Origin of the sequence: Cupriavidus pinatubonensis, assembly GCF_019602855.1 — a bacterium.
GTDB classification, from domain to species: Bacteria; Pseudomonadota; Gammaproteobacteria; order Burkholderiales; family Burkholderiaceae; genus Cupriavidus; species Cupriavidus pinatubonensis.
Map to the genome: position 1 here is coordinate 2682280 of NZ_CP080767.1, position 18681 is coordinate 2700960.

Annotated in this window: 20 protein-coding genes; 13 read left to right on the forward strand and 7 right to left on the reverse strand. The window is 65.4% G+C overall.

The features are described 5' to 3' along the window. Window positions 1–170: 170 nt before the first annotated feature. Together K2O51_RS25115 and K2O51_RS25120 are read left to right on the forward strand one after the other, a co-directional pair. On the forward strand, window positions 171–311 hold the full coding sequence (locus K2O51_RS25115; protein WP_166487010.1) for a hypothetical protein: 141 nt from the start codon (window positions 171–173) through the stop codon (window positions 309–311). 99 nt (window positions 312–410) lie between these two features. Beyond that, complete coding sequence (locus K2O51_RS25120; RefSeq protein ID WP_011298484.1) at window positions 411–1613, forward strand: DUF2863 family protein; 1203 nt, start codon at window positions 411–413, stop codon at window positions 1611–1613. Between the two features lie 71 nt (window positions 1614–1684). Here the strand turns inward: K2O51_RS25120 and trmB are convergent, their stop codons facing one another. After that, a complete protein-coding gene (trmB, locus tag K2O51_RS25125; protein WP_041679664.1) occupies window positions 1685–2362 on the reverse strand; it encodes a tRNA (guanine(46)-N(7))-methyltransferase TrmB in 678 nt (225 codons plus the stop codon). A 161-nt stretch (window positions 2363–2523) separates the two neighbouring features. On the opposite strand from trmB, the gene K2O51_RS25130 reads away from it, so the two are divergent. After that, complete coding sequence (locus K2O51_RS25130) at window positions 2524–4119, forward strand: ABC transporter substrate-binding protein (RefSeq protein ID WP_011298486.1); 1596 nt, start codon at window positions 2524–2526, stop codon at window positions 4117–4119. Window positions 4120–4159: 40 nt separating this feature from the next. Here K2O51_RS25130 and K2O51_RS25135 read toward each other — a convergent pair whose 3' ends face one another. From K2O51_RS25135 to K2O51_RS25145, 3 genes are all read right to left on the reverse strand, one after another. Then, the gene (locus K2O51_RS25135; RefSeq protein ID WP_181184508.1) at window positions 4160–5032 is read right to left on the reverse strand and encodes a class I SAM-dependent methyltransferase; all 873 of its coding nucleotides are present in this window, start codon (window positions 5030–5032) and stop codon (window positions 4160–4162) included. A gap of 71 nt (window positions 5033–5103) precedes the next feature. Continuing rightward, entirely contained in the window at window positions 5104–6246 is a 1143-nt protein-coding gene (locus tag K2O51_RS25140) for a PLP-dependent cysteine synthase family protein (RefSeq protein ID WP_011298488.1), read from the reverse strand. Window positions 6247–6378: 132 nt separating this feature from the next. Beyond that, complete coding sequence (locus tag K2O51_RS25145) at window positions 6379–7059, reverse strand: lipocalin-like domain-containing protein (protein WP_235679762.1); 681 nt, start codon at window positions 7057–7059, stop codon at window positions 6379–6381. A 24-nt stretch (window positions 7060–7083) separates the two neighbouring features. On the opposite strand from K2O51_RS25145, the gene K2O51_RS25150 reads away from it, so the two are divergent. Then, complete coding sequence (locus K2O51_RS25150; RefSeq protein WP_011298490.1) at window positions 7084–7452, forward strand: ArsR/SmtB family transcription factor; 369 nt, start codon at window positions 7084–7086, stop codon at window positions 7450–7452. Then, the gene (locus K2O51_RS25155) at window positions 7449–8531 is read left to right on the forward strand and encodes an SRPBCC domain-containing protein (protein WP_220630916.1); all 1083 of its coding nucleotides are present in this window, start codon (window positions 7449–7451) and stop codon (window positions 8529–8531) included. The genes K2O51_RS25150 and K2O51_RS25155 overlap by 4 nt, the downstream gene beginning before the upstream one ends. Before the next feature lie 15 nt (window positions 8532–8546). Here the strand turns inward: K2O51_RS25155 and K2O51_RS25160 are convergent, their stop codons facing one another. From K2O51_RS25160 to K2O51_RS25170, 3 genes are all read right to left on the reverse strand, one after another. Next, complete coding sequence (locus K2O51_RS25160) at window positions 8547–9050, reverse strand: DNA-deoxyinosine glycosylase (protein ID WP_011298492.1); 504 nt, start codon at window positions 9048–9050, stop codon at window positions 8547–8549. Window positions 9051–9140: 90 nt separating this feature from the next. Further along, window positions 9141–11042 carry a molecular chaperone HtpG gene (gene htpG, locus K2O51_RS25165; protein ID WP_011298493.1) on the reverse strand — a complete coding sequence of 634 codons (1902 nt, stop codon included), beginning with the start codon at window positions 11040–11042 and terminating at the stop codon, window positions 9141–9143. Between the two features lie 128 nt (window positions 11043–11170). Beyond that, entirely contained in the window at window positions 11171–12709 is a 1539-nt protein-coding gene (locus K2O51_RS25170) for an aminotransferase-like domain-containing protein (RefSeq protein ID WP_011298494.1), read from the reverse strand. 84 nt (window positions 12710–12793) lie between these two features. Between K2O51_RS25170 and K2O51_RS25175 the strand changes: the two genes are divergently transcribed. The 8 genes from K2O51_RS25175 to K2O51_RS25210 all read left to right on the forward strand — a co-directional run bounded on the left by K2O51_RS25175 (window position 12794) and on the right by K2O51_RS25210 (window position 18667). Continuing rightward, window positions 12794–13471 (forward strand): VOC family protein, encoded by a 678-nt coding sequence (locus K2O51_RS25175; RefSeq protein ID WP_011298495.1) that lies wholly within the window; start codon window positions 12794–12796, stop codon window positions 13469–13471. Between the two features lie 42 nt (window positions 13472–13513). Further along, window positions 13514–14227: an alanyl-tRNA editing protein gene (locus tag K2O51_RS25180; RefSeq protein WP_011298496.1), complete on the forward strand. Its 714-nt coding sequence runs from the start codon at window positions 13514–13516 to the stop codon at window positions 14225–14227. A 5-nt stretch (window positions 14228–14232) separates the two neighbouring features. Beyond that, window positions 14233–14871: a LysE family translocator gene (locus tag K2O51_RS25185; protein WP_011298497.1), complete on the forward strand. Its 639-nt coding sequence runs from the start codon at window positions 14233–14235 to the stop codon at window positions 14869–14871. A 25-nt stretch (window positions 14872–14896) separates the two neighbouring features. After that, window positions 14897–15889: a DMT family transporter gene (locus K2O51_RS25190; RefSeq protein WP_011298498.1), complete on the forward strand. Its 993-nt coding sequence runs from the start codon at window positions 14897–14899 to the stop codon at window positions 15887–15889. A gap of 11 nt (window positions 15890–15900) precedes the next feature. Continuing rightward, window positions 15901–16356, forward strand: coding sequence for a RidA family protein (locus tag K2O51_RS25195; RefSeq protein ID WP_011298499.1), 456 nt, complete (start codon window positions 15901–15903; stop codon window positions 16354–16356). Window positions 16357–16373: 17 nt separating this feature from the next. Continuing rightward, window positions 16374–16703, forward strand: a complete 330-nt coding sequence (locus K2O51_RS25200) for a DHCW motif cupin fold protein (RefSeq protein ID WP_011298500.1) — start codon at window positions 16374–16376, stop codon at window positions 16701–16703. 43 nt (window positions 16704–16746) lie between these two features. Beyond that, window positions 16747–17931 (forward strand): aminotransferase-like domain-containing protein, encoded by a 1185-nt coding sequence (locus K2O51_RS25205; protein WP_011298501.1) that lies wholly within the window; start codon window positions 16747–16749, stop codon window positions 17929–17931. 91 nt (window positions 17932–18022) lie between these two features. After that, the gene (locus tag K2O51_RS25210; RefSeq protein WP_011298502.1) at window positions 18023–18667 is read left to right on the forward strand and encodes a glutathione S-transferase family protein; all 645 of its coding nucleotides are present in this window, start codon (window positions 18023–18025) and stop codon (window positions 18665–18667) included. Window positions 18668–18681: the final 14 nt, after the last annotated feature.

Here is an 18681-nt window from a genome sequence, read left to right on the forward strand (position 1 = left end):
GGCGGTTTTCGTTGGTTCCGAAGCGCCCCTCCCATCACCTGGCGCCATCGCCGGCATGTAAGTTCCACGCAAGCCGGGGCTGCCACACTGTCCCTCACAAGAACGGCGCTCAGCGCCCGCGGGACGGTGGTACGACCATCGCTTCCCCACCCATCATGACAGGAGACACCATGGTCAAGATCATCATCGCATTCGTTGTCGTCGCCGGCGCTGCCTTCTACCTGCTCAGCAAGGGCGGCGGCGACGTATCGATGGGCGGCGAGCAGCACGGCACCGAAACCCACGCCCCGGCCGCGCCCTCGCAAAAGTAAGATCGTTTGCAGGAGGTGCCGGCGGTATCGGGCTGGCATCATTCCTGTCGACGCAGCGAGTAGAATACCGTTTTACGCAAAAACGGATAATTTCACTCTATGGCAGGTTTTCGCCCCAAGGCTTCCCCGCGTCTTTCGCCCGATGCCGAGCGACTGGTGGCCGATGCGCTCGCCCTTGACGCATCGGGCAGCCGCATGGAGGACGCATACTGGGAACGGCGGCTCTCGCAACGCCTGGGCCGGCTGCTGAAGAACGGCAGCCAGACCGCGCTTGACGCGGCGCTCGAACACCTGTTCAAGCACAATGCGGATGCCTCGGACGTGCTGGCCGAACAGGCCGAGACGCTGGCCGAATCCGCCATGGTGGAAGTCGACGGCGTGCGCTATGACGCCCTGCTGGTGGCTGCCCCCATCCTCGCGCATACACGTTACGCGATTCCGTCCGGCTCGCTGAAGCCGGACCTCGCGCAGACGTTGGCTGTGCACCTGCAGGCGCATGTGCTGGCCACCGGCACCAAGGTCGCGCTGTCGCCGTACCTGTACAGCATCGACCAGCTGCCGCGCACGCACAGCGACACGTTCGCGCTGACACACAAGCTCGCGGCTGCCGCCCTGAGCGGTACCGTGCCGAAGGTCGACCTGCGCGACCTGCCTGAGACCGCACCGATCCTGGCTGATCCCCGCTACCTGCTGGCGGTGGTCGTCGCTCCGCACGAACAGGCGCTGTTCCGCTGGCAGGAAGATGCCAAGGAGCATCATGCCGAGCGCTCCACCTGCCTCGAGCAGTGGCGCAGCCAGGTGCAGGCCACCGTGGCGCTGCTGCTACCGGGCTGCGAGTTCGAGCTGCTGCTGCCGGATGCGTTCTTCCTGTCCTGCCGCGAGTCCGACAAGAGCATCCGCCCGCTGACCGTGCGCGCGGCCGTGAATTACCTGAGCGGCACGCTCGACGTTCCCGCCGGCCAGCTGGCGGCCGTTGTCGCGGCGTTCGGCGAGGAAGTGGTGGAAGAGTACCGTGTCGGCTTCACGATGCGCGGCGAGAAGGATGTGATCTACGGCATCGTCTGGCCCGTCTACGGCCGCGAAGCCGGCGAAGTCGATGCCGACGAAAAGGGCAACCCGCTCGAACAGATCTGCGAGGAACTGCGCAATGCCGGCGTCGAAGACATCTTCCGCCACGCCGCACTGTTCGATCCCGAGTACTGCGAAGACTGCGGCACGCCGCTCTATGCGGACCGCAACGGCGAGATCGTTCACGCCGAGCTGCCCGAAGATGCGCCGACACAGCAGCCGCTGTTCCACTGACGCGGAACGGCGCCACGGCGCCGCTTCAGCCCCATGCAACGGCCCGCACTGCGGGCCGTTGTGCTTTCCGCTTACCGCTGGGCTACGCAGCGCCAGAGGCCATGCCCTGAAGCCGCATACTTGCGCTCGAACGGCGTCATGGCGGTTTCAGGCTGCCACGCCTCGGTCACCGACGGCCGGCCCAGCATGCCCAGCGCCGTTACGAATTCGTCGACATAGACCTTCCAGTTGCTGCGGCACTCGAGATAATCGCCACAGGCCGCCAGCGCGGGAAAGACCGCATGCCCTTGCCAACGCCGACCCAGGTGGCCGATTTTCGGCCAGGGATTGGGATAGAGCACATAGTGCCGCGCCACCGGCACGCCATACTCCTGCAACACGCGCCACACATCGACCAGATCGGCCCGCGCCCAGCAGAAGTTGCCCGGTATCGGCGCGTCACCCCACCAGTCCTTGCCGGCGCCAAGGCGCTTTTCCGACTGATCCACGCCAATCACGAAATGGTCCGGGAAGGCCGTGGCCAGGCGCAGCGTGCTTTCGCCCACGCCGCAGCCTGCGTCGAGGATCAGCGGCACGTTGCCGGCTTGCCGCCAGCGCGCCAGCGCCTCGTCCAGCGCACGCCGGCTCACCTCGCCGATCGGCTTGCGGAACGGCTCGGCAAGATGGCGCGTCACACGCGCCGCGAGATGTTCGTGGATGTCGGACTGCGCCGAGACAATGGTGGGGGAATTGGCAAACATGGCCGCCATTTTACCGGCGCCAATCAACCGCATCTGATCGGAAAGCCTGCAGGGATGTCGTTTTGCCGGCACAATGCGGGCAAATTGCCTGACAACCGCTTGAGAACAGCCCATGGCCGCGCGCCCTCCTCGCCCGCGGCCGCCCGGGCCAGCATGAGGAGCCTAGCGCCATGAATTCCCGCCGCCCGTCCATCGTTTCCGGAGTCGCCCGCACCGCACTGCTGTGCGGCGCCTTGTTCGCGTTGTCGCCGGTTGGCAGCGCATACGCCGAAGACCTGCGCGTCGGCCTGGCGGCCGATGTCACCTCCATGGACCCGCACTGGAACAATGCCGGGCCGAACAATGCCATCGCGCTGCATATCTTCGAGTCGCTCGTGTTCATGGACAAGAATGCACGCTATATCCCGGGGCTCGCGCTGTCGTGGAAGCCCGTCAACCCGACCACGTGGGAAATCAAGCTGCGGCCGAACGTCAAATGGCACGACGGCTCGCCGTTTACGAGCGCGGACGTCAAGGCATCGCTCGAGCGGCCCGAGAAGCTGACCAACAGCCCCGGCTCGTTCACGAGCTACACCAAGCCGATCGCGCGCATCGACACGCCCGACGCGCTCACGGTGCGGCTGACCATGAACGTGGCCAACTATGCCAACCTGGCCAATGACCTGAACAGCGTGCCGATCATGCCGAAGAAGGTCGCCGCGACGCTTACGCAGGCCGATTTCGATTCCGGCAAGGCCATGATCGGCACTGGCCCGTTCAAGTTCGTGCGCTTCGCCCGCGGCCAGGAAATTGTGATGGCGCGCAATCCCGACTACTGGGGCGCCAAGCCTGAGTGGGATCGAGCCATCTTCCGCATCATCACCGACAACGGCGCCCGCACCTCCGCCCTGCTCGCCGGCGATGTCGACGTGATCGAAAGCGTGCCCGCCGCCGACGTGGCCAAGCTCAAGCAGAACCCGAAATTCCGCATCGAGCAGACCGTGTCATGGCGCACGATCTTCTGGCAGATGGACCAGTCGCGCGACAACCCGCCCTACGTCACCGACAAGGCCGGCAAGCCGCTGGGCAAGAACCCGTTCAAGGATGCACGCGTACGCGCGGCAATCTCCAAGGCCCTCAACCGCGACGCGATCGTCAGCCGCATCATGGAAGGCCTTGCGGTGCCGGCCTCTTCGCTGGTGTCGCCGCAGATCTTCGGGCACCCCGGCACCAAACCCGACGCCTACGATCCGGAAGGCGCGAAGAAACTGCTCGCCGCCGCCGGCTATCCGAACGGTTTCGGGCTGACGCTGCACGCAACCAACAACCGCTACCTGAACGATGCCGCCGTGGCGCAGGCTACCGCGAGCATGCTAACGCGCGTAGGCATCCAGACCAAGGTGGAAACCTTGCCCGTGGCCGCGTACTTCACGCGCGCGCGCCAGGGCGATTTCTCGTTCGAGATGCTGGGATGGGGTTCCGCCGCCGCCGACGTGGCGCTGCGCTCGATCGCCGGCACGCCTGACCCCAAGACCGGCTACGGTACGTGGAACTGGGGCAAGTACAGCAATCCGCAGTTGGACAAGCTGATCGAGAAATCACTGACCACCGTCAGCAGCGACAAGGCGCGCGAGGATAACGCCAAGGCCGCCGCGAAGTTCGCGCTGGACGACCATGCGGTCATCCCGTCGCATAGCCAGCTCGCGATGTGGGCGATGAAGACCGGCCTGAAGTACGAGGCGCGCACCGACGAATGGTCGCTGGCGCAGTTCTTCCACAAGCAGTAACGGCCGCGAGCCCGGAGCCTGGCTCCGGGCAGCGGACCGATCAGATCACCAGCTTTTCTTCCTGCCGCGCATTGGCGGCACGCAGCTTCTTCACCCAGTCACGCGCCGGCAGCTTGGTGTTTGTCTCTACCACGTCGGCGCGCGCTTCCAGCGTTTCCCACGACACATCGATCGCCGGGCCGTTGAACGCGAGCGCGATGACGTTGCCGTCGTGCACCTCGGGGAACACCAGCACGCGGTTGTCGAAGGCATCGCAGATGCGTTCGATGTTCTTCGGGAAGCTGTCGTGATCGCCGAACAGGTTGATAGTCATCACGCCCGGCGCCTTCAGTGTGCGGCGGCAGGCGCGATAGAAGGCCGTGGTGTCCAGCACCGGGCCGCGTGCCGTGGCGTCGTACAGGTCCACCTGCAGAGCATCGACCGAAGCCGTGCTCGCGGCATCCATCACGTAATCCCACGCGTCCTGCTCGCGCACGCTAAGGCGCGCATCGTCCTCGCGCAGGCCGAACATGCTGCGGCCGGCAACGATCACCGCCGGGTTCAGCTCGACCGCGGTCACGCGTGCCCGCGCGAAATGCCGGTGGGAGAACTTGGTCAGCGCCGCCGCCCCGAGTCCGAGCTGCACGACGTGGAAGTCCGGCGCCGATGGCGACAGGAACAGCAGCCAGGCCATCATCTGCTGCGCGTATTCGAGTTCGATGGCATCGGGCTTGCGCAGGCGCATCGCACCCTGGACCCATTCGGTGCCGAAGTGCAGGTAACGCACGCCATCCATCTCGGAAAACGTGACGGGGGCAAAGCGCGGCGTCATGCGCTTTTCTTCCTTGGCCGGGCGTTCGCCACGAGTCCGGGTGCCGCGCGCGGGGCGGCGCGAGGCGACGGCCTCGATCGATTTGCGTTTCAGTAGGGTCATGTCTTGCTTGTTCGGGCGGGCTGGACGCAGCCAGCGCAGGAAAGCCGCGATTGTGACAGAAACGCGCGCGATCATTGTCCCGCGCTGCCGGGAATGCCGGAACCGGCCTCTGCCAGCCCGGCCACCGCGTGCGGAGTCAGCACCGGCTCGCCCTTGACCGCACGCCCGATCAGCGCATCCGCGACATCCACGGCAATGCGCTGCTCCTGGTACCAGTCATCGTCGTAATACGTCGTCGCGTACCGCTCGCCGCTGTCGCAAAGCAGCGTGACGATCGCGCCGGCCTGCCCCGCCGCGCGCATGCGTTGCGCGAGGTACAGCACGCCGACAAAGTTGGTACCGGTCGATCCGCCTACGCGCCGCCCGAAGCGTTGCGCCAGATAGCGCATGGCCGCAAACGAGAGCGCGTCGGGCACCTTGAGCATCGCGTCGACGCACGTCGGGATAAAGGAGCGCTCCACGCGCGGGCGGCCAATGCCTTCGATGCGAGAGCCCGTATCAAGCGTCAGCGCCAGGTCCGGCTGGCCTTCCAGGCAACCCTGGAAATGGTCGAAGAACACCGAGTTCTCCGGATCGGCGCACAGGATGCGCGTCTGATGCCGCCGGTACGCCACGTAGCGGCCGAGCGTCGCTACCGTGCCGCCCGTGCCCCCGCTGGCCACGATCCATGCGGGCACGGGGTGCGCCTCCTGTGCCATCTGCTTGAAGATGGACTCGGCAATATTGTTGTTGGCCCGCCAGTCCGTCGCGCGTTCGGCGTAAGTGAACTGGTCCATGAAGTGCCCGCCCGATTCGCGCGCGATGCGGTGTGACTCGGTGTAGATCTCCGACGGATTGGCGACGAAGTGGCAGCGCCCGCCGTAGAACTCGATCGCCTCCACCTTCGCGCGCGAGGTGCCGGCAGGGATCACCGCCACGAATGGCAGTCCGAGCAGGCGCGCGAAATACGCTTCCGAAATCGCGGTCGAGCCGCTGGAAGCCTCCACCACTGTGCTGCCTGCGTGCAGCCATCCGTTGCACAACGCGTAAAGGAACAGCGAACGCGCCAGCCGGTGCTTGAGGCTGCCGGTCGGGTGGCTCGATTCGTCCTTGAAGTAGAAACGGATATCCGGATAGCCCGGCAGGTCCAGCGGAATCAGGTGGGTATCGGAAGACCGGTTGAAATCGGCCTCGATCCTGTGGATCGCTTCGTGGGTCCAGTCCGAATGCGGCATGGCACTTCCCCCGGTAAAACTGCAGATGGCGGGCCGGGCGGCAGGCGGCCCGGAACTGTGGGGCGAGCCGTCATCGTACAGGAAGTGCCGTGGCGTTCCACTACAGCAATGCCGTGGTGCCTCTCTTCATCATCATCTGGCGCGCTTCAACACCACCTCACCCGAACCGCCGCCAGAAGCGGCCGGCGTGGTCCACCGCAATTCATCTCCCGAAAGGACGAACGGTCTTCGTTGCTCGACACCGTTCCAGTTCGGAAAAGTACTAGAGTCGATGCGAAAGGTGATGGTCTTGTCGGCCTCGTTGACGACATACGTACCAAAGTGCGCGATCGAACCTTGCGCGACGGCGCGATACTCTTCCGCACTGCCTTTCATTCGATCGTTAGATGCGTACTTTGGCAGGTCGCCGCGCGCATTGACCAGCGCGTAGTGACCACGACCGTCAAAGATCACGAGACCATGGGGGTTGGGCCCGTACATTGGCGTGCGGCTTCCGTCTGAGCGGACGGTATCGACTGAGACATAGGTCCACGCGCCAGCCAGTTGGTCCAGCGACTGTTGAGCCAACGCAGCGCCAGACTGCAGCGCGAGTCCCAGGAACACCATCCGCAGGATGGTGGAACCGCTATGGATGCATTTCATGGTTCGCCTCGTGGAAGCATCGCCCCGTGTCAGGCCTTGCCGGTACAGCGCGTCACCGGCAACGCTGGCCAACCTACTCGTCTCGTGGCATGCGCTCTGTTCGCTTCCCGACAGTTCGGCGTAGTTCACCGCCTCCACGAACCACCAGATGTAACAGCCCTTGACCTTCATTTAACCAATGCGTTAAATGACATCATGCCAAACGCAGACGACCCGCTCTCCACCATCTTCGCCGCCCTGGCCGACCCGACGCGACGCGCGATTCTTGCGCGGTTGTCGGAGAGCGACGCTCCGGTCAGCGAACTGGCGCGGCCGTTCGACATCTCCGCCCCGGCCATCTCCCGTCATCTGCGGGTGCTGGCCGATGCCGGGCTGATCGAGCGGGAAATCAACGCACGCTGGCGCATCTGCCATCTGCGCCCCGGCGCATTGCGCGATGCGCATGGCTGGCTGGAGACCTATCGCCAGCTTTGGGAAGGCAATCTCGACAGGCTGGTGGCCTTCGTCGAGCAAACGGAATCCGAGACCGCTGTTACCCATCGAAAAAAGGGGACCAAGTCATGACCCAAGCCGCAACGTTTCATCTGGAGATGACCCGCCAGATCCGCGCGCCGCGCGAGCGGGTGTTCGATGCATTTACCGACCAGGCCGCGCTGGCTGTCTGGCATTGCCCGCGCGGCATGCAGGTGCGGGAAGCCAGCGCCGACGCGCGCCTGGGGGGCCGCTACCGGCTTGTGATGGGCGCGAAGGACGGCGAGCAACACATCGTCGGCGGCGAGTATCAGGCCATCGATCGTGCCAACTTCCTGGCGTACACGTGGCAATGGGAAGGCAGCGAACTACCGGCCGGCGTGCGCACGCTGATCGAGATCACGCTGACCGACAAGGATGGCGGCACGCATCTGCATATGCGCCATTCCGGCTTCCCCGACGCAGCCACGCGCGATTCGCACGACAACGGCTGGCAATCGGTCTTCAACAACCTCAGCGACTATCTGGATGCCGAAGGCAGCGCCGGCACGCTGACCGTCTACGGCGATGCGCGCAGCACCTACGTGCGCACGGTGCGCCTGGCGCTCGAAGAGAAAGGCGTGCGCTACACGCTCAAGCCGGTCCCGCCGCATAGCGACGAACTGCTGTCCCACAACCCGTTCGGCCGCATTCCCGCATTCAGCGACGGCCCGATCGATTTCTACGAAACGCGCGCCATCCTGAGCTACATCAACGAAGTCTTCGGTGGCCCGAACCTGATTCCGCAGACCGGCCCAACTGCCCGCGCACGCTGCGAGCAGTGGATCAGCCTGATCAACTGCCACGCTTACGATGCGATGGTGCGCCGCTACGTCTTGCACTATGTGTTCCCTAAAGGCAAGGACGGCCAGCCCGATCGCGCGGTCATCGATGCGGCACTGCCCGATATCGAAAAGCAGCTCGATGTCCTGGAGCAGGCATACGGCGGACGCGATTTTCTGGTCGGCAATGCCTTGTCGATGGCCGACCTGTTCTTCGCGCCGATCGTCGAATACCTGGGGCGATTCCCCGAAAGCGCGGCGATGCTGGAAACGCGGCCGAATATCCGGCACGCTCATGCGATCATGCGTGCGCGGCCGAGCTATGCGGCTACGCAGCCGGAGTTGGGATAGGCAGCCGGGTGAATGTCAGCGCGACCCGGCAGGCAGCCACGTTTGCAACGCCTGCCAGGCGCTCAGCTTTTCCCCGTAGGACCTGGTGTGCGCAGGGCTGCTGGAGGGCAGCCTGACGATGTGATGGCGATCGCCATGCTCGCGCAGTGCTTTCAATCCAATACGCTCGGCGGTACCGCCGTTGAACGCAATCACGGCAAGGCTCGGCAGCGAATCGATCAGGCCGATCAGGTCATTGCCGGCGTGATCGCGGATGTTGCTGTCGAGACTGCCTTCGCGCTTGGCTTCGGCCACGACATCCCACAGGCCGATGTGGTGAGCCAGCAGTGTCTGCAGGCGCAACGGGTAGTCCATCTGCACCAAAGCTTCGCCGATCGTATCGCCAACGAGGCGCCAAAACTGATTCTGCTTGTGCGCGTAATACTGGCCTTGCGCCAGCGACGCCTCCCCCGGCAGGCTTCCAAGAATCAGCACCCGTGTTTCGGCATCGACTACAGGAGGAAAGCAGCGCTTCAGCATCGTCAATCGACTTCAGTTGTATCCTTCTCCTTCACGCAGGCCAGAAGCAAAAAAGGGCCGGTCGCCCGGCCCTTCTCTTCACGCCTATGTTCAGGCCAGCAGCTTGTTCACACGCTGCACGTAAGCGGCGGGATCATCCAGCATACCGCCTTCCGCGAGCAGTGCCTGGTCGAACAGCACCAGCAGGCGGTCATTGAAGCCGTCCCCTTCCGGCAGGTCGCGCAGCTTCTTCACCAGCGCGTGCTCGGGGTTCAATTCCAGGATCGGCTGGGCGTCCGGCGCTTTCTGGCCGGCCTGCTTCAGCAGGCGCTGCAGGTAGCCGCTCATATCGCCTTCGTCCGAGACCAGGCACGATGCCGATGCGGTCAGGCGCAGCGTCACGCGCACGTCCTTGGCCTTGCCTTCGAGCACGGTCTTGGCGCGGGCGACCACGTCCTTCCATTCGGTTTCGGCCTTTTCCTGCTCTGCCTTTTCGGCTTCGTCAGCGAGGCTGCCGAGGTCCAGGTCGCCGCGGGCCACGGAGACCAGCTCCTTGCCGTCGAACTCGCGCAGGAACGACAGCATCCATTCGTCGACGCGGTCGGTCAGCAGCAGGACTTCGATGCCCTTCTTGCGGAACACTTCGAGGTGCGGGCTGTTCTTTGCAGCGGCCCAGGTGTCGGCGGTGACGTAGTAGATCTTGTCCTGGCCTTCCTTCATGCGGCCGACGTACGCAGCCAGCGATACGCTCTGCTCGGCGTTGTCATTCTGCGTCGAGGCAAAGCGCAGCAGCTTGGCGATACGTTCCTGATTCGCGTTGTCTTCGCCCAGCCCTTCCTTGAGTGCCTGGCCGAACTGCTGCCAGAAGGTCGTGTACTTGGCGCGCTCGGCTTCTTCCTCGCTGTCGGCCAGCGATTCGAGCATCGACAGCACGCGCTTGGTGCTGCCTTCGCGGATCGCCTTGACGTCGCGGCTTTCCTGCAGCAATTCGCGCGAGACGTTCAGCGGCAGGTCAGCCGAATCGATCACGCCCTTGACCCAGCGCAGGTACGACGGCAACAACTGCTCGGCGTCGTCCATGATGAAGACGCGCTTCACGTAGAGCTTGAGTCCGTGCTTGTGGTTGCGGTCCCACAGGTCGAATGGCGCGCGTGCCGGGATGTACAGCAGCTGCGTGTATTCGCTGCGGCCTTCGACGCGGTTGTGCGTCCAGGACAGCGGCGCTTCATTGTCGTGCGCGATGTGCTGGTAGAACGCGATGTACTGCTCGTCGGTAATGTCCGACTTCGGACGCGTCCACAGCGCGCTGGCCTGGTTGACGCTCTCCCACTCGTCGGTACGCTTGTAGGCGCTGGTGTCGGCATCCCACACTTCCTTGGGCATGCGGATCGGCAGCGAGATGTGGTCCGAGTACTTCTGGATGATGCTCTTCAGGCGCCAGGCCGACAGAAAATCGTCCTCGCCTTCGCGCATGTGCAGCGTGATGGTGGTGCCGCGCTCGGCGCGCGTGATGGCGTCGACGGTGAACTCGCCGTCGCCGGTGCTTTCCCAGCGCACGGCTTCGTCGGCGGCCACGCCCGCGCGGCGGGTCTCGACGGTGACCTTGTCGGCCACGATAAAGGCAGAGTAAAAGCCGACGCCGAACTGGCCGATCAGCGCGGCGTCCTTCTGCTGGTCGCCGGAAAGCTGCTGGAAAAATTCCTTGGTACCTGAACGGGCGATGGTGCCGAGGTTGCGGATGGCCTCGTCGCGGCTCATGCCGATGCCGTTGTCGGTGATCTTCAGCGTGCGGGCAGCGGTGTCTGCCTCGATGCGGATGGCCAGGTCGGCGTCGTTCTCGAGCAGGGAGGGATTCGCGATCGCCTCGAAGCGCAGCTTGTCAGTGGCGTCCGAAGCATTCGATACCAGCTCGCGCAGGAAAATTTCCTTGTTGCTGTACAGCGAGTGGATCATCAGGTGCAGCAGTTGCTTCACTTCCGCCTGGAAGCTCATCGTTTCGTGCGGTGCGGACATGGTTCTCCTCTTCGAATCCGGAAAATCAGGGAATGGGGTCTGGCGCGTCGCCAATGCCTCCCGAAATAGGGCCGGCACCGGCGGATTTCAAGACCCCGCTTTCCTGTAAGAGCCGAATCAGTGGCTTGTCAGAGGCGTTCGAGCTGCCGGGACAGGAAATCGAGCATGTCCGGATCGCCGCTGCTGGCGACGTTGAAGCGCATCCATCCGGACGGCATCTGCGACGGCGAGAACAGGCTGCCGGGCGCGAACAGGTAGCCTTCCTCGTGCCCGGACGTGGCGATGGCGTTGGTGTCACGACCGGTGTCGGCCCACAGGTACATGCCGGCGTGCTGCCCCGGGAACAGGCGCAGGCCACGGCGCTCCAGCTCGCGACGGGTCTCGTCGCGGGCCCGGTCCAGCCGCCCGCGCACGCGCTCGACGTGCTTGCGGTAGTGGCCTTCGGTCAGCACCTTGTACAGCACGCGTTCGTTGATCTCGGGCGTGGCCAGCCCGGCCAGCAGTTTGCTGTCGGTCAGCGTCGCAGCCAGCTCCGGATGGGCGGCGACGAAGCCGACGCGCAAGTTCGCAGCGAGCGTCTTGGAGAAGCTGCCCAGGTAGATCACGCGGCGAAGCTGGTCGAGGCTGGCAAGCCGCGTCGCGGCATGGCCCGGCGGGCACAGGTCGCAGTAGATATCGTCCTCGACGATCAGAAAGTCGTACTGCTCGGCCATCTGCAGCAGCCGGAACGCCTTGGCGGCCGACAGCGACGTACCTGTCGGGTTATGCAGCACCGAGTTGATGACGAAGAGCCGCGGCCGGTGCGCCTGGACGATGCGTTCGAGCGCTTCAAGATCGGGGCCCTCGGCCGTATAAGGCACACCGATCACCTGCGCACCCTGCGCGGCAAAGCGGCCGAACATCACGAACCAGGCAGGGTCCCCGACCAGCACGGTGTCGCCGGGGCGCAGGTAGAGCCGCGCGATCAGGTCCAGCGCCTGCGTGATGCCCGACGTCAGCACGATCTGTTCCGCCGTGGCGCCGATCTCCAGTTCCTCGAGCCGCGTGCGCAGTTGCTGGCGCAGCGGCAGGAAGCCCTGTGGCGTGCCGCTGGCGAGGAAATGGTTGCCGGGCTGGCGGCCGAGCCCGCGCAGCGCACTGGCAATCAGTTCGCCATCGAGCCATTCGTTGGGCAGGAAGCCGAGGCCGGGCGCCTTGTGGGTCTCCGCGGTATGGAACATGCTGCGCAGCAGCCAGGTCACGTCGATATTGCGCGCGGCCACCGCCACCGGCGCCACCGGGACCGCCGACGCCTGCGCCACGCGCTCGCGCACGTAAAAGCCCGAGCCGCGACGCGATTCCAGATAGCCGAGCGCCACCAGGCGTTCGTACGCCTCCACCACGGTGAAGCGGGAAATCCCCTTCTCCTGCGCCAATTGCCGGATCGACGGCATGCGCATGCCCGCGCGGAACACGCGTTCGTCGATGCGCATGCGGGCCCATTCGGTCAGTTGCTCCACCAGCGTCATCTGCGCCGACGGCACCGGGTCTGGCATGCGTTCCGTGCTGCCCGTCGCGCCTGGCGGCACGACCAGCCGCAGGCCACGCGCCGGGGCATCCTGCAAGCCGCCTCCGCTATCCTTGCGCTCTGGCGTGGCCGATGAATCTTGCTGCTGGCTGCCGTCCATGTGGTGCTCCTGCAACTGTACTGAATACGATCCGCATAACTGTACCGGTACTGTACCGACTACCTTGTCTACCATCAAGCCACGATGAAGCTCGCTCTCGATCACCTCGTCATCGCCGCCCAGACGCTCGACGCCGGCACGGAGTACGTCGCCGACGCGCTAGGCATCGCCCCTCAGGGAGGCGGCGCCCATGCGGCCATGGGCACGCATAACCGCGTGCTGGGCCTGTTCGGCGGCATGTATCTCGAGGTGATTGCTGTCGATCCCGATGCCTCGGCGCCGCAACGTCCGCGCTGGTTCGGGCTCGATAGCGACAGCGTGCGCGAACGTCTGCAGGCCGGACCCTGCCTGCTGCACTGGGCGGCCCGCGTCGAGCGGCCCGCCGACCTGTCGCGCTGGCAAGCGCAGTATCCCGACCGGATCGCCCGGGTCATTCCGATGCAGCGCGGCGACCTGCGCTGGCGCATCACAGTGCCGGAAGACGGCAGCCTGCCCGCGTGGCAAGGCGAAGCTGCGAGCGCCGGCGGCGGCCTGCTGCCGAGCCTGATCCAGTGGGATGTGTCCCCGCATCCGGGCGCGATCCTGCCGCGGCAGGATCTGGCGCTGCGCAAGCTCACCGGCCGTCATCCGAATGCCGAACTGCTGCGCCAGGGCCTGGCGTGGCTCGGCGCAGAGCCGTTGATCACGATAGAGCAGGCCGACGGCCCGCCAGTGCTTATCGCCGAAATCGAAACGCCGCAGGGCATCCGCACCCTGCGCTAGAACCCGACATCAACAAGAACAAGACCACGGAGACACCCACCGATGACCGTCACCCGCAAACGCTTCGACGACGATCCCTATCTCGACCATTGCAGCGCCACGGTGCTGGCAGTGAGCGATGCCGGCATCGAACTCGACGAGACCATCTGCTATGCGCGCAGCGGCGGCCAGGCCGGCGACACGGCCACGCTGACGCTGGAGGACGGGCGCACCATGTCGATTACCGACACCGTCTACGCCGACGACCGCGCCCGCATTCTGCATGTCCCCGCGGAAGGCACGGCGCTGCCGCGCGTAGGCGAGCGTGTCACGGTCACGATCGACTGGGAGCGACGCCACCGGCTGATGCGCCTGCACACCTGCCTGCACCTGCTGGGCTCGCTGATCCCCGTGCCTGTGACGGGCTGCGGTATCTCGCCGGATTCGGCACGTATCGATTTCGACCTGCCCGAATCGACGCTCGACAAGGCCGTGCTGACCGAGCAGCTCAACGCGCTGATCCGCGCCAATACGGCCGTGCGCGTTACGCTGATCACGCCGCAGGAACTGGCCGCACAGCCGGAACTCGTGCGCACCATCGGCGCCGCGCCGCCGGCCGGTACCAGCAGCATCCGCATCATCGAGATTCCGGGTGTCGACCGCCAGCCTTGTGGCGGCACGCATGTGGCCAACACCAGCGAGATCGGCGCTGTGGTGGTGACCAAGATCGAGAAAAAAAGCCGCACCAACCGGCGCGTGGTCGTCAATTTCGCCTGACCGCCATGACCGGAGATTTCCTGACCGGCCTGTCGGCCGCGCAATTCCTTGCACTGGTTACGCTGCTGGCGGTGGGTTCGTTCACGCCCGGGCCTAACACCACGATCGCGGCGGTGACAGGCGCGAATTTCGGCCTGCGCGCAACGCTGCCCCATTGCGTGGGCGTGGCGTTCGGCTTTGCCAGCATCCTCGCGTTGTGCGCCGTTGGTGTCGGCGCGCTGATCCTGAGCACTCCGGCACTGGCCACCATCGTGCATATGGCCGGCGTGGGTTACCTGTTGTGGCTTGCGGCAAAGCTCGCGCGCAGCACGGTGCTGGCGGAGAAACAGGTGCTGCGTCCGCTCAATGTGTGGCAGTCGGCCGTGCTGCAGTACGCCAACATCAAGGCCTGGATGATGGCACTCGCCACCGCGGCGTCGTACATGGCCGGCGCCCCATCGCCCGCGCAGCGCGTGCTGCTGGTGTGCACGACGTTCGGCATGTTCGGCTTCGTCAGCAATAGCGTGTACGGCGTGCTCGGGGCATCGCTGCGGCAATGGCTGATGCAGGGCAACCGCGTGCGCTGGTTCAACCGTGCCATGGGGCTGGCGTTGGCGCTGACTGCCGTGTGGATTGCCGTCAGCGTGCGCCCCGCTGCAGCCTGATCCGACTCTCGTCGCCGACACGACCATGACTGCTTCGCACATCAACACCACCTCGCACCCGCCGCATTCCGGCGGCATGCTGCTCGGCTTCATCGGCGTAGCCATCTTCAGCCAGACGCTGCCGTTCACGCGCATGGCCGTGGCCGAACTCGACGCCACCTTTGTCGCCTTGGCCCGCGCCGTGATTGCCGCCGTGCTGGCGCTGGCACTGCTCGGCATGCGCGGCGCGCTGGACGCCAAGCGCCGTCCGCGCGGAACCCAATGGGCCCGGCTTGCGGTGACGGCGCTGGGCGTGGTGGTCGGTTTCCCGGTGTTCTCATCGCTGGCCATGCGTGAGGTACCGTCGAGCCATGGCGCCATCGTGATCGGCCTGCTGCCGCTTGCCACCGCGGTGTTCGCCGCATGGTTCGGGCGCGAACGGCCATCCGTGGCTTTCTGGCTGTCGGCCGTCGCCGGCAGCGCGCTCGTCATCGGCTTTGCCGTATGGCAGGGTGCGGGTGCACTGCAGCATGCGGACTGGTATCTGTTCGGCGCCGTGTTGCTGGGCGCGCTCGGCTATGCCGAAGGTGGCAAGCTGTCGCGTGAACTCGGCGGACTTGAAACCATCAGCTGGGCGTTGGTGGTGTCGCTGCCGGTGCTGCTGCCCGTGGTCGGCTGGCTCGGCTGGCGCGACAGCGCCGCGCTTGCCGCCGCGTCGCCACGCGCCTGGCTGGGCATGGCCTATGTGTCGGTGTTCTCGATGTTCATCGGCTTCCTGTTCTGGTACGCGGGGCTGGCAAAAGGCGGCGTGGCGCGTGTCGGGCAGATACAATTGCTGCAGCCGTTCCTGACGCTCGCGGGCGGCGCCGTGCTGCTGGCCGAGCCGCTCGACCCCGCCACCATCGCCTTCGCGGTGGCCGTGATTGCCGTGGTGGCCCTGGGCCGCCGCGCCGCCGTGCAACAAGCGGCCCCCATGACAAATGCGGGCACCGGACCCGCTGCGAAAACTACCCCCGTCCTCACCGAACGCCCTCACTGACAGGAGATCACATGTCCGTTTATGACACCCTTGCACGCCTCGGCGTGGAACTGCCCACCGCCGGCGCCCCTGCCGCCGCCTACGTCATGGCCGCGCAGACCGGCAATACCGTTTTCCTGTCGGGCCACATCGCCCGCAAGGACGGCAAGGTATGGGCTGGCAAGCTGGGCAAGGACATCGACACCGAGTCCGGCAAGGCCGCCGCACGTTTGATCGCGATCGACCTGCTGGCCACGCTGCACGCGCATATTGGCGACCTGAACCGCGTCACGCGCATCGTCAAGGTGATGAGCCTCGTGAACTCGACGCAGGAATACACCGAACAGCATCTGGTCACGAACGGTTGTTCGGAATTCCTGGCTGAAGTGTTCGGTGACAAGGGCAAGCACGCACGCAGCGCGTTCGGCGTCGCGCAGATTCCGCTCGGCGCCTGCGTCGAGATCGAGATGATCGTCGAAGTGAACTGACGGACGGCCGTTCCGCCATGCGCATCGACAACCTGCCTTTCGGCACGACCGACTGGTCCGCCGTCGAGCCCACGCGCCATCCCGGCGAACGGGGCGAGGCGCTGTGGCGCACGCGCCAGTTCGGCGATATCCGGGTGCGGATGGTCGAGTATTCGGCCGGCTACCTCGCGGACCACTGGTGCACCAAGGGGCATATCCTGTTCGTGCTGGATGGCGAACTGCATACCGAGCTGGAAGACGGACGCCAGTTCGTGCTCCGCGCCGGCACGAGTTATCAGGTGGCTGACCAGGCGGAACCGCACCGATCGTCCACGCCGACTGGTGCGAGACTATTTATCGTTGACTGAGCCGCCCGCCAGGCGGCTCTCCCCCAGAGAAAAGAGAAACATCATGACATGGGCCATCTCCCGCCGGGCGCAGCAACTGACCAGCTCGGCCATCCGCGAAATCCTGAAGGTCACCGAGCGTCCGGAAGTCATTTCGTTCGCCGGCGGCCTCCCCTCGCCGGCGTCGTTCCCGGTCGCGGCCATGGAGGCGGCGACGGCCCGTGTATTTGCCGACAATCCGGCCGCCGCGTTGCAGTACGCCGCCACCGAAGGCTACCTGCCGCTGCGCGAGTTCATCGCCAAGCGCCATAACGTTGGCGTGGAGCGCGTGCTGATCACCACCGGTTCGCAGCAGGCGCTGGACCTGATCGCCAAGGTGCTGATCGATCCGGGCAGCAAGGTGCTCGTGGAAACGCCGAGCTACCTTGGCGCGCTGCAGGCGTTCTCGCTGTTCGAGCCGGAGTTCACGTCGGTGCCCACGGACGAGAAAGGCCTGCAGCCGGAAGCCCTGACCGCCGCGCTGACCGCTGGCGCACGCTTCCTGTACGCGCTGCCCAACTTCCAGAACCCGACCGGCCGCCGCCTGCCGCTGGAGCGCCGCCAGGCGCTGGTGGCGCGCGCCAAGGAACTGGGCGTGTTGATCGTGGAAGACGATCCCTACGGCGAACTGAGCTACACCGGCGACCAGCTGCCGACGCTGCTGTCGATGAACCCCGACGGCGTGATCTACATGGGCTCGTTCTCGAAGATCCTGGCACCGGGCCTGCGGCTCGGCTTCGTGATTGCGCCGCCGGAACTGCATTTCAAGCTGTGCCAGGCCAAGCAGGCTTCTGACCTGCACACCCCTACCTTTACGCAGCGCGTGGCCTACGAGACCGTGCGGGATGGGCTCCTCGAGCGCCACATACCGACCATCCGCGAGCTGTACGGAAAGCAATGCAAAGTCATGCTCGACGCGCTGGCGCGCCACATGCCCGAAGGCGTAAGCTGGAATGCACCCGAAGGCGGCATGTTCATCTGGGTGCAGCTGCCGCAGGGCCTGGACAGCATGGCTATCCTGGAAGAAGCGGTGAAACGCAATGTGGCCTATGTGCCGGGCGCGCCGTTCTATGCCAGCAACCCGCAACGCAATACGCTGCGCCTGGCGTTTGTCACGGTGCCGCCGGAACGCATCGAGCAGGGTGTGGCAATCCTCGGCACGCTGTTCCGCGAAGCCATCACTGCGGCATCGCAGGCCCGCGCTGCCTGAAATACCACACTGAGATGCCACACTGAGGTGTAACACTGCAGTGCAACAATGAGGCGAAACAGCCAACGCAAAAGATCAGGGGAGAGTCTTCATGCTGCGGATCTGGGGTCGACTGTCGTCGATCAACGTACAGAAAGTGGTCTGGTGTGCGCGCGAACTGCACCTGGACCATGAACGCGTGGACATCGGCGTCAGCCAGGGCGACCTGGACACCGAGGCCTATGTCCGCCTGAACCCCAACCGGCAGATCCCGGTGATCGAGGATTTCCGGGGCACGGACGTGGGCGGCGAGCCCTTCGTGCTGTGGGAATCCAATGCCATCGTGCGCTACCTGTGCGCGCAGTACGGCGAGGGCACGCTGTGGCCCGAAGACGTCAAGGCGCGCGCATCGGCCGACCGCTGGATGGACTGGCAGACCACCACCTTCAGCCCGGCCATGGTCACTGCGTTCCTGAACATGGTTCGCGTCCCGGCCGAACAGCGCGACGAGGCCGCGATTGCCGCATCGTGCAAGCGCACCGAACCGCTGGCCGCGCTGCTCGACAAGGCGCTGGCCGGCCGCGAGTTCATCGGCGGCGACCGCTTCACGATGGCGGATATTTCGCTGGCCTGCGCGGCGCACCGCTGGATGGGCACGCCGGTTCCACATGAGCCGCGTCCTGACCTGGAGCGCTGGCTGGCTGCCATGCGCGCCCGGCCTGCGGCGGGCGGCATCCTGGAACTGCCGCTGCGTTGACGACGCGGCGGCAA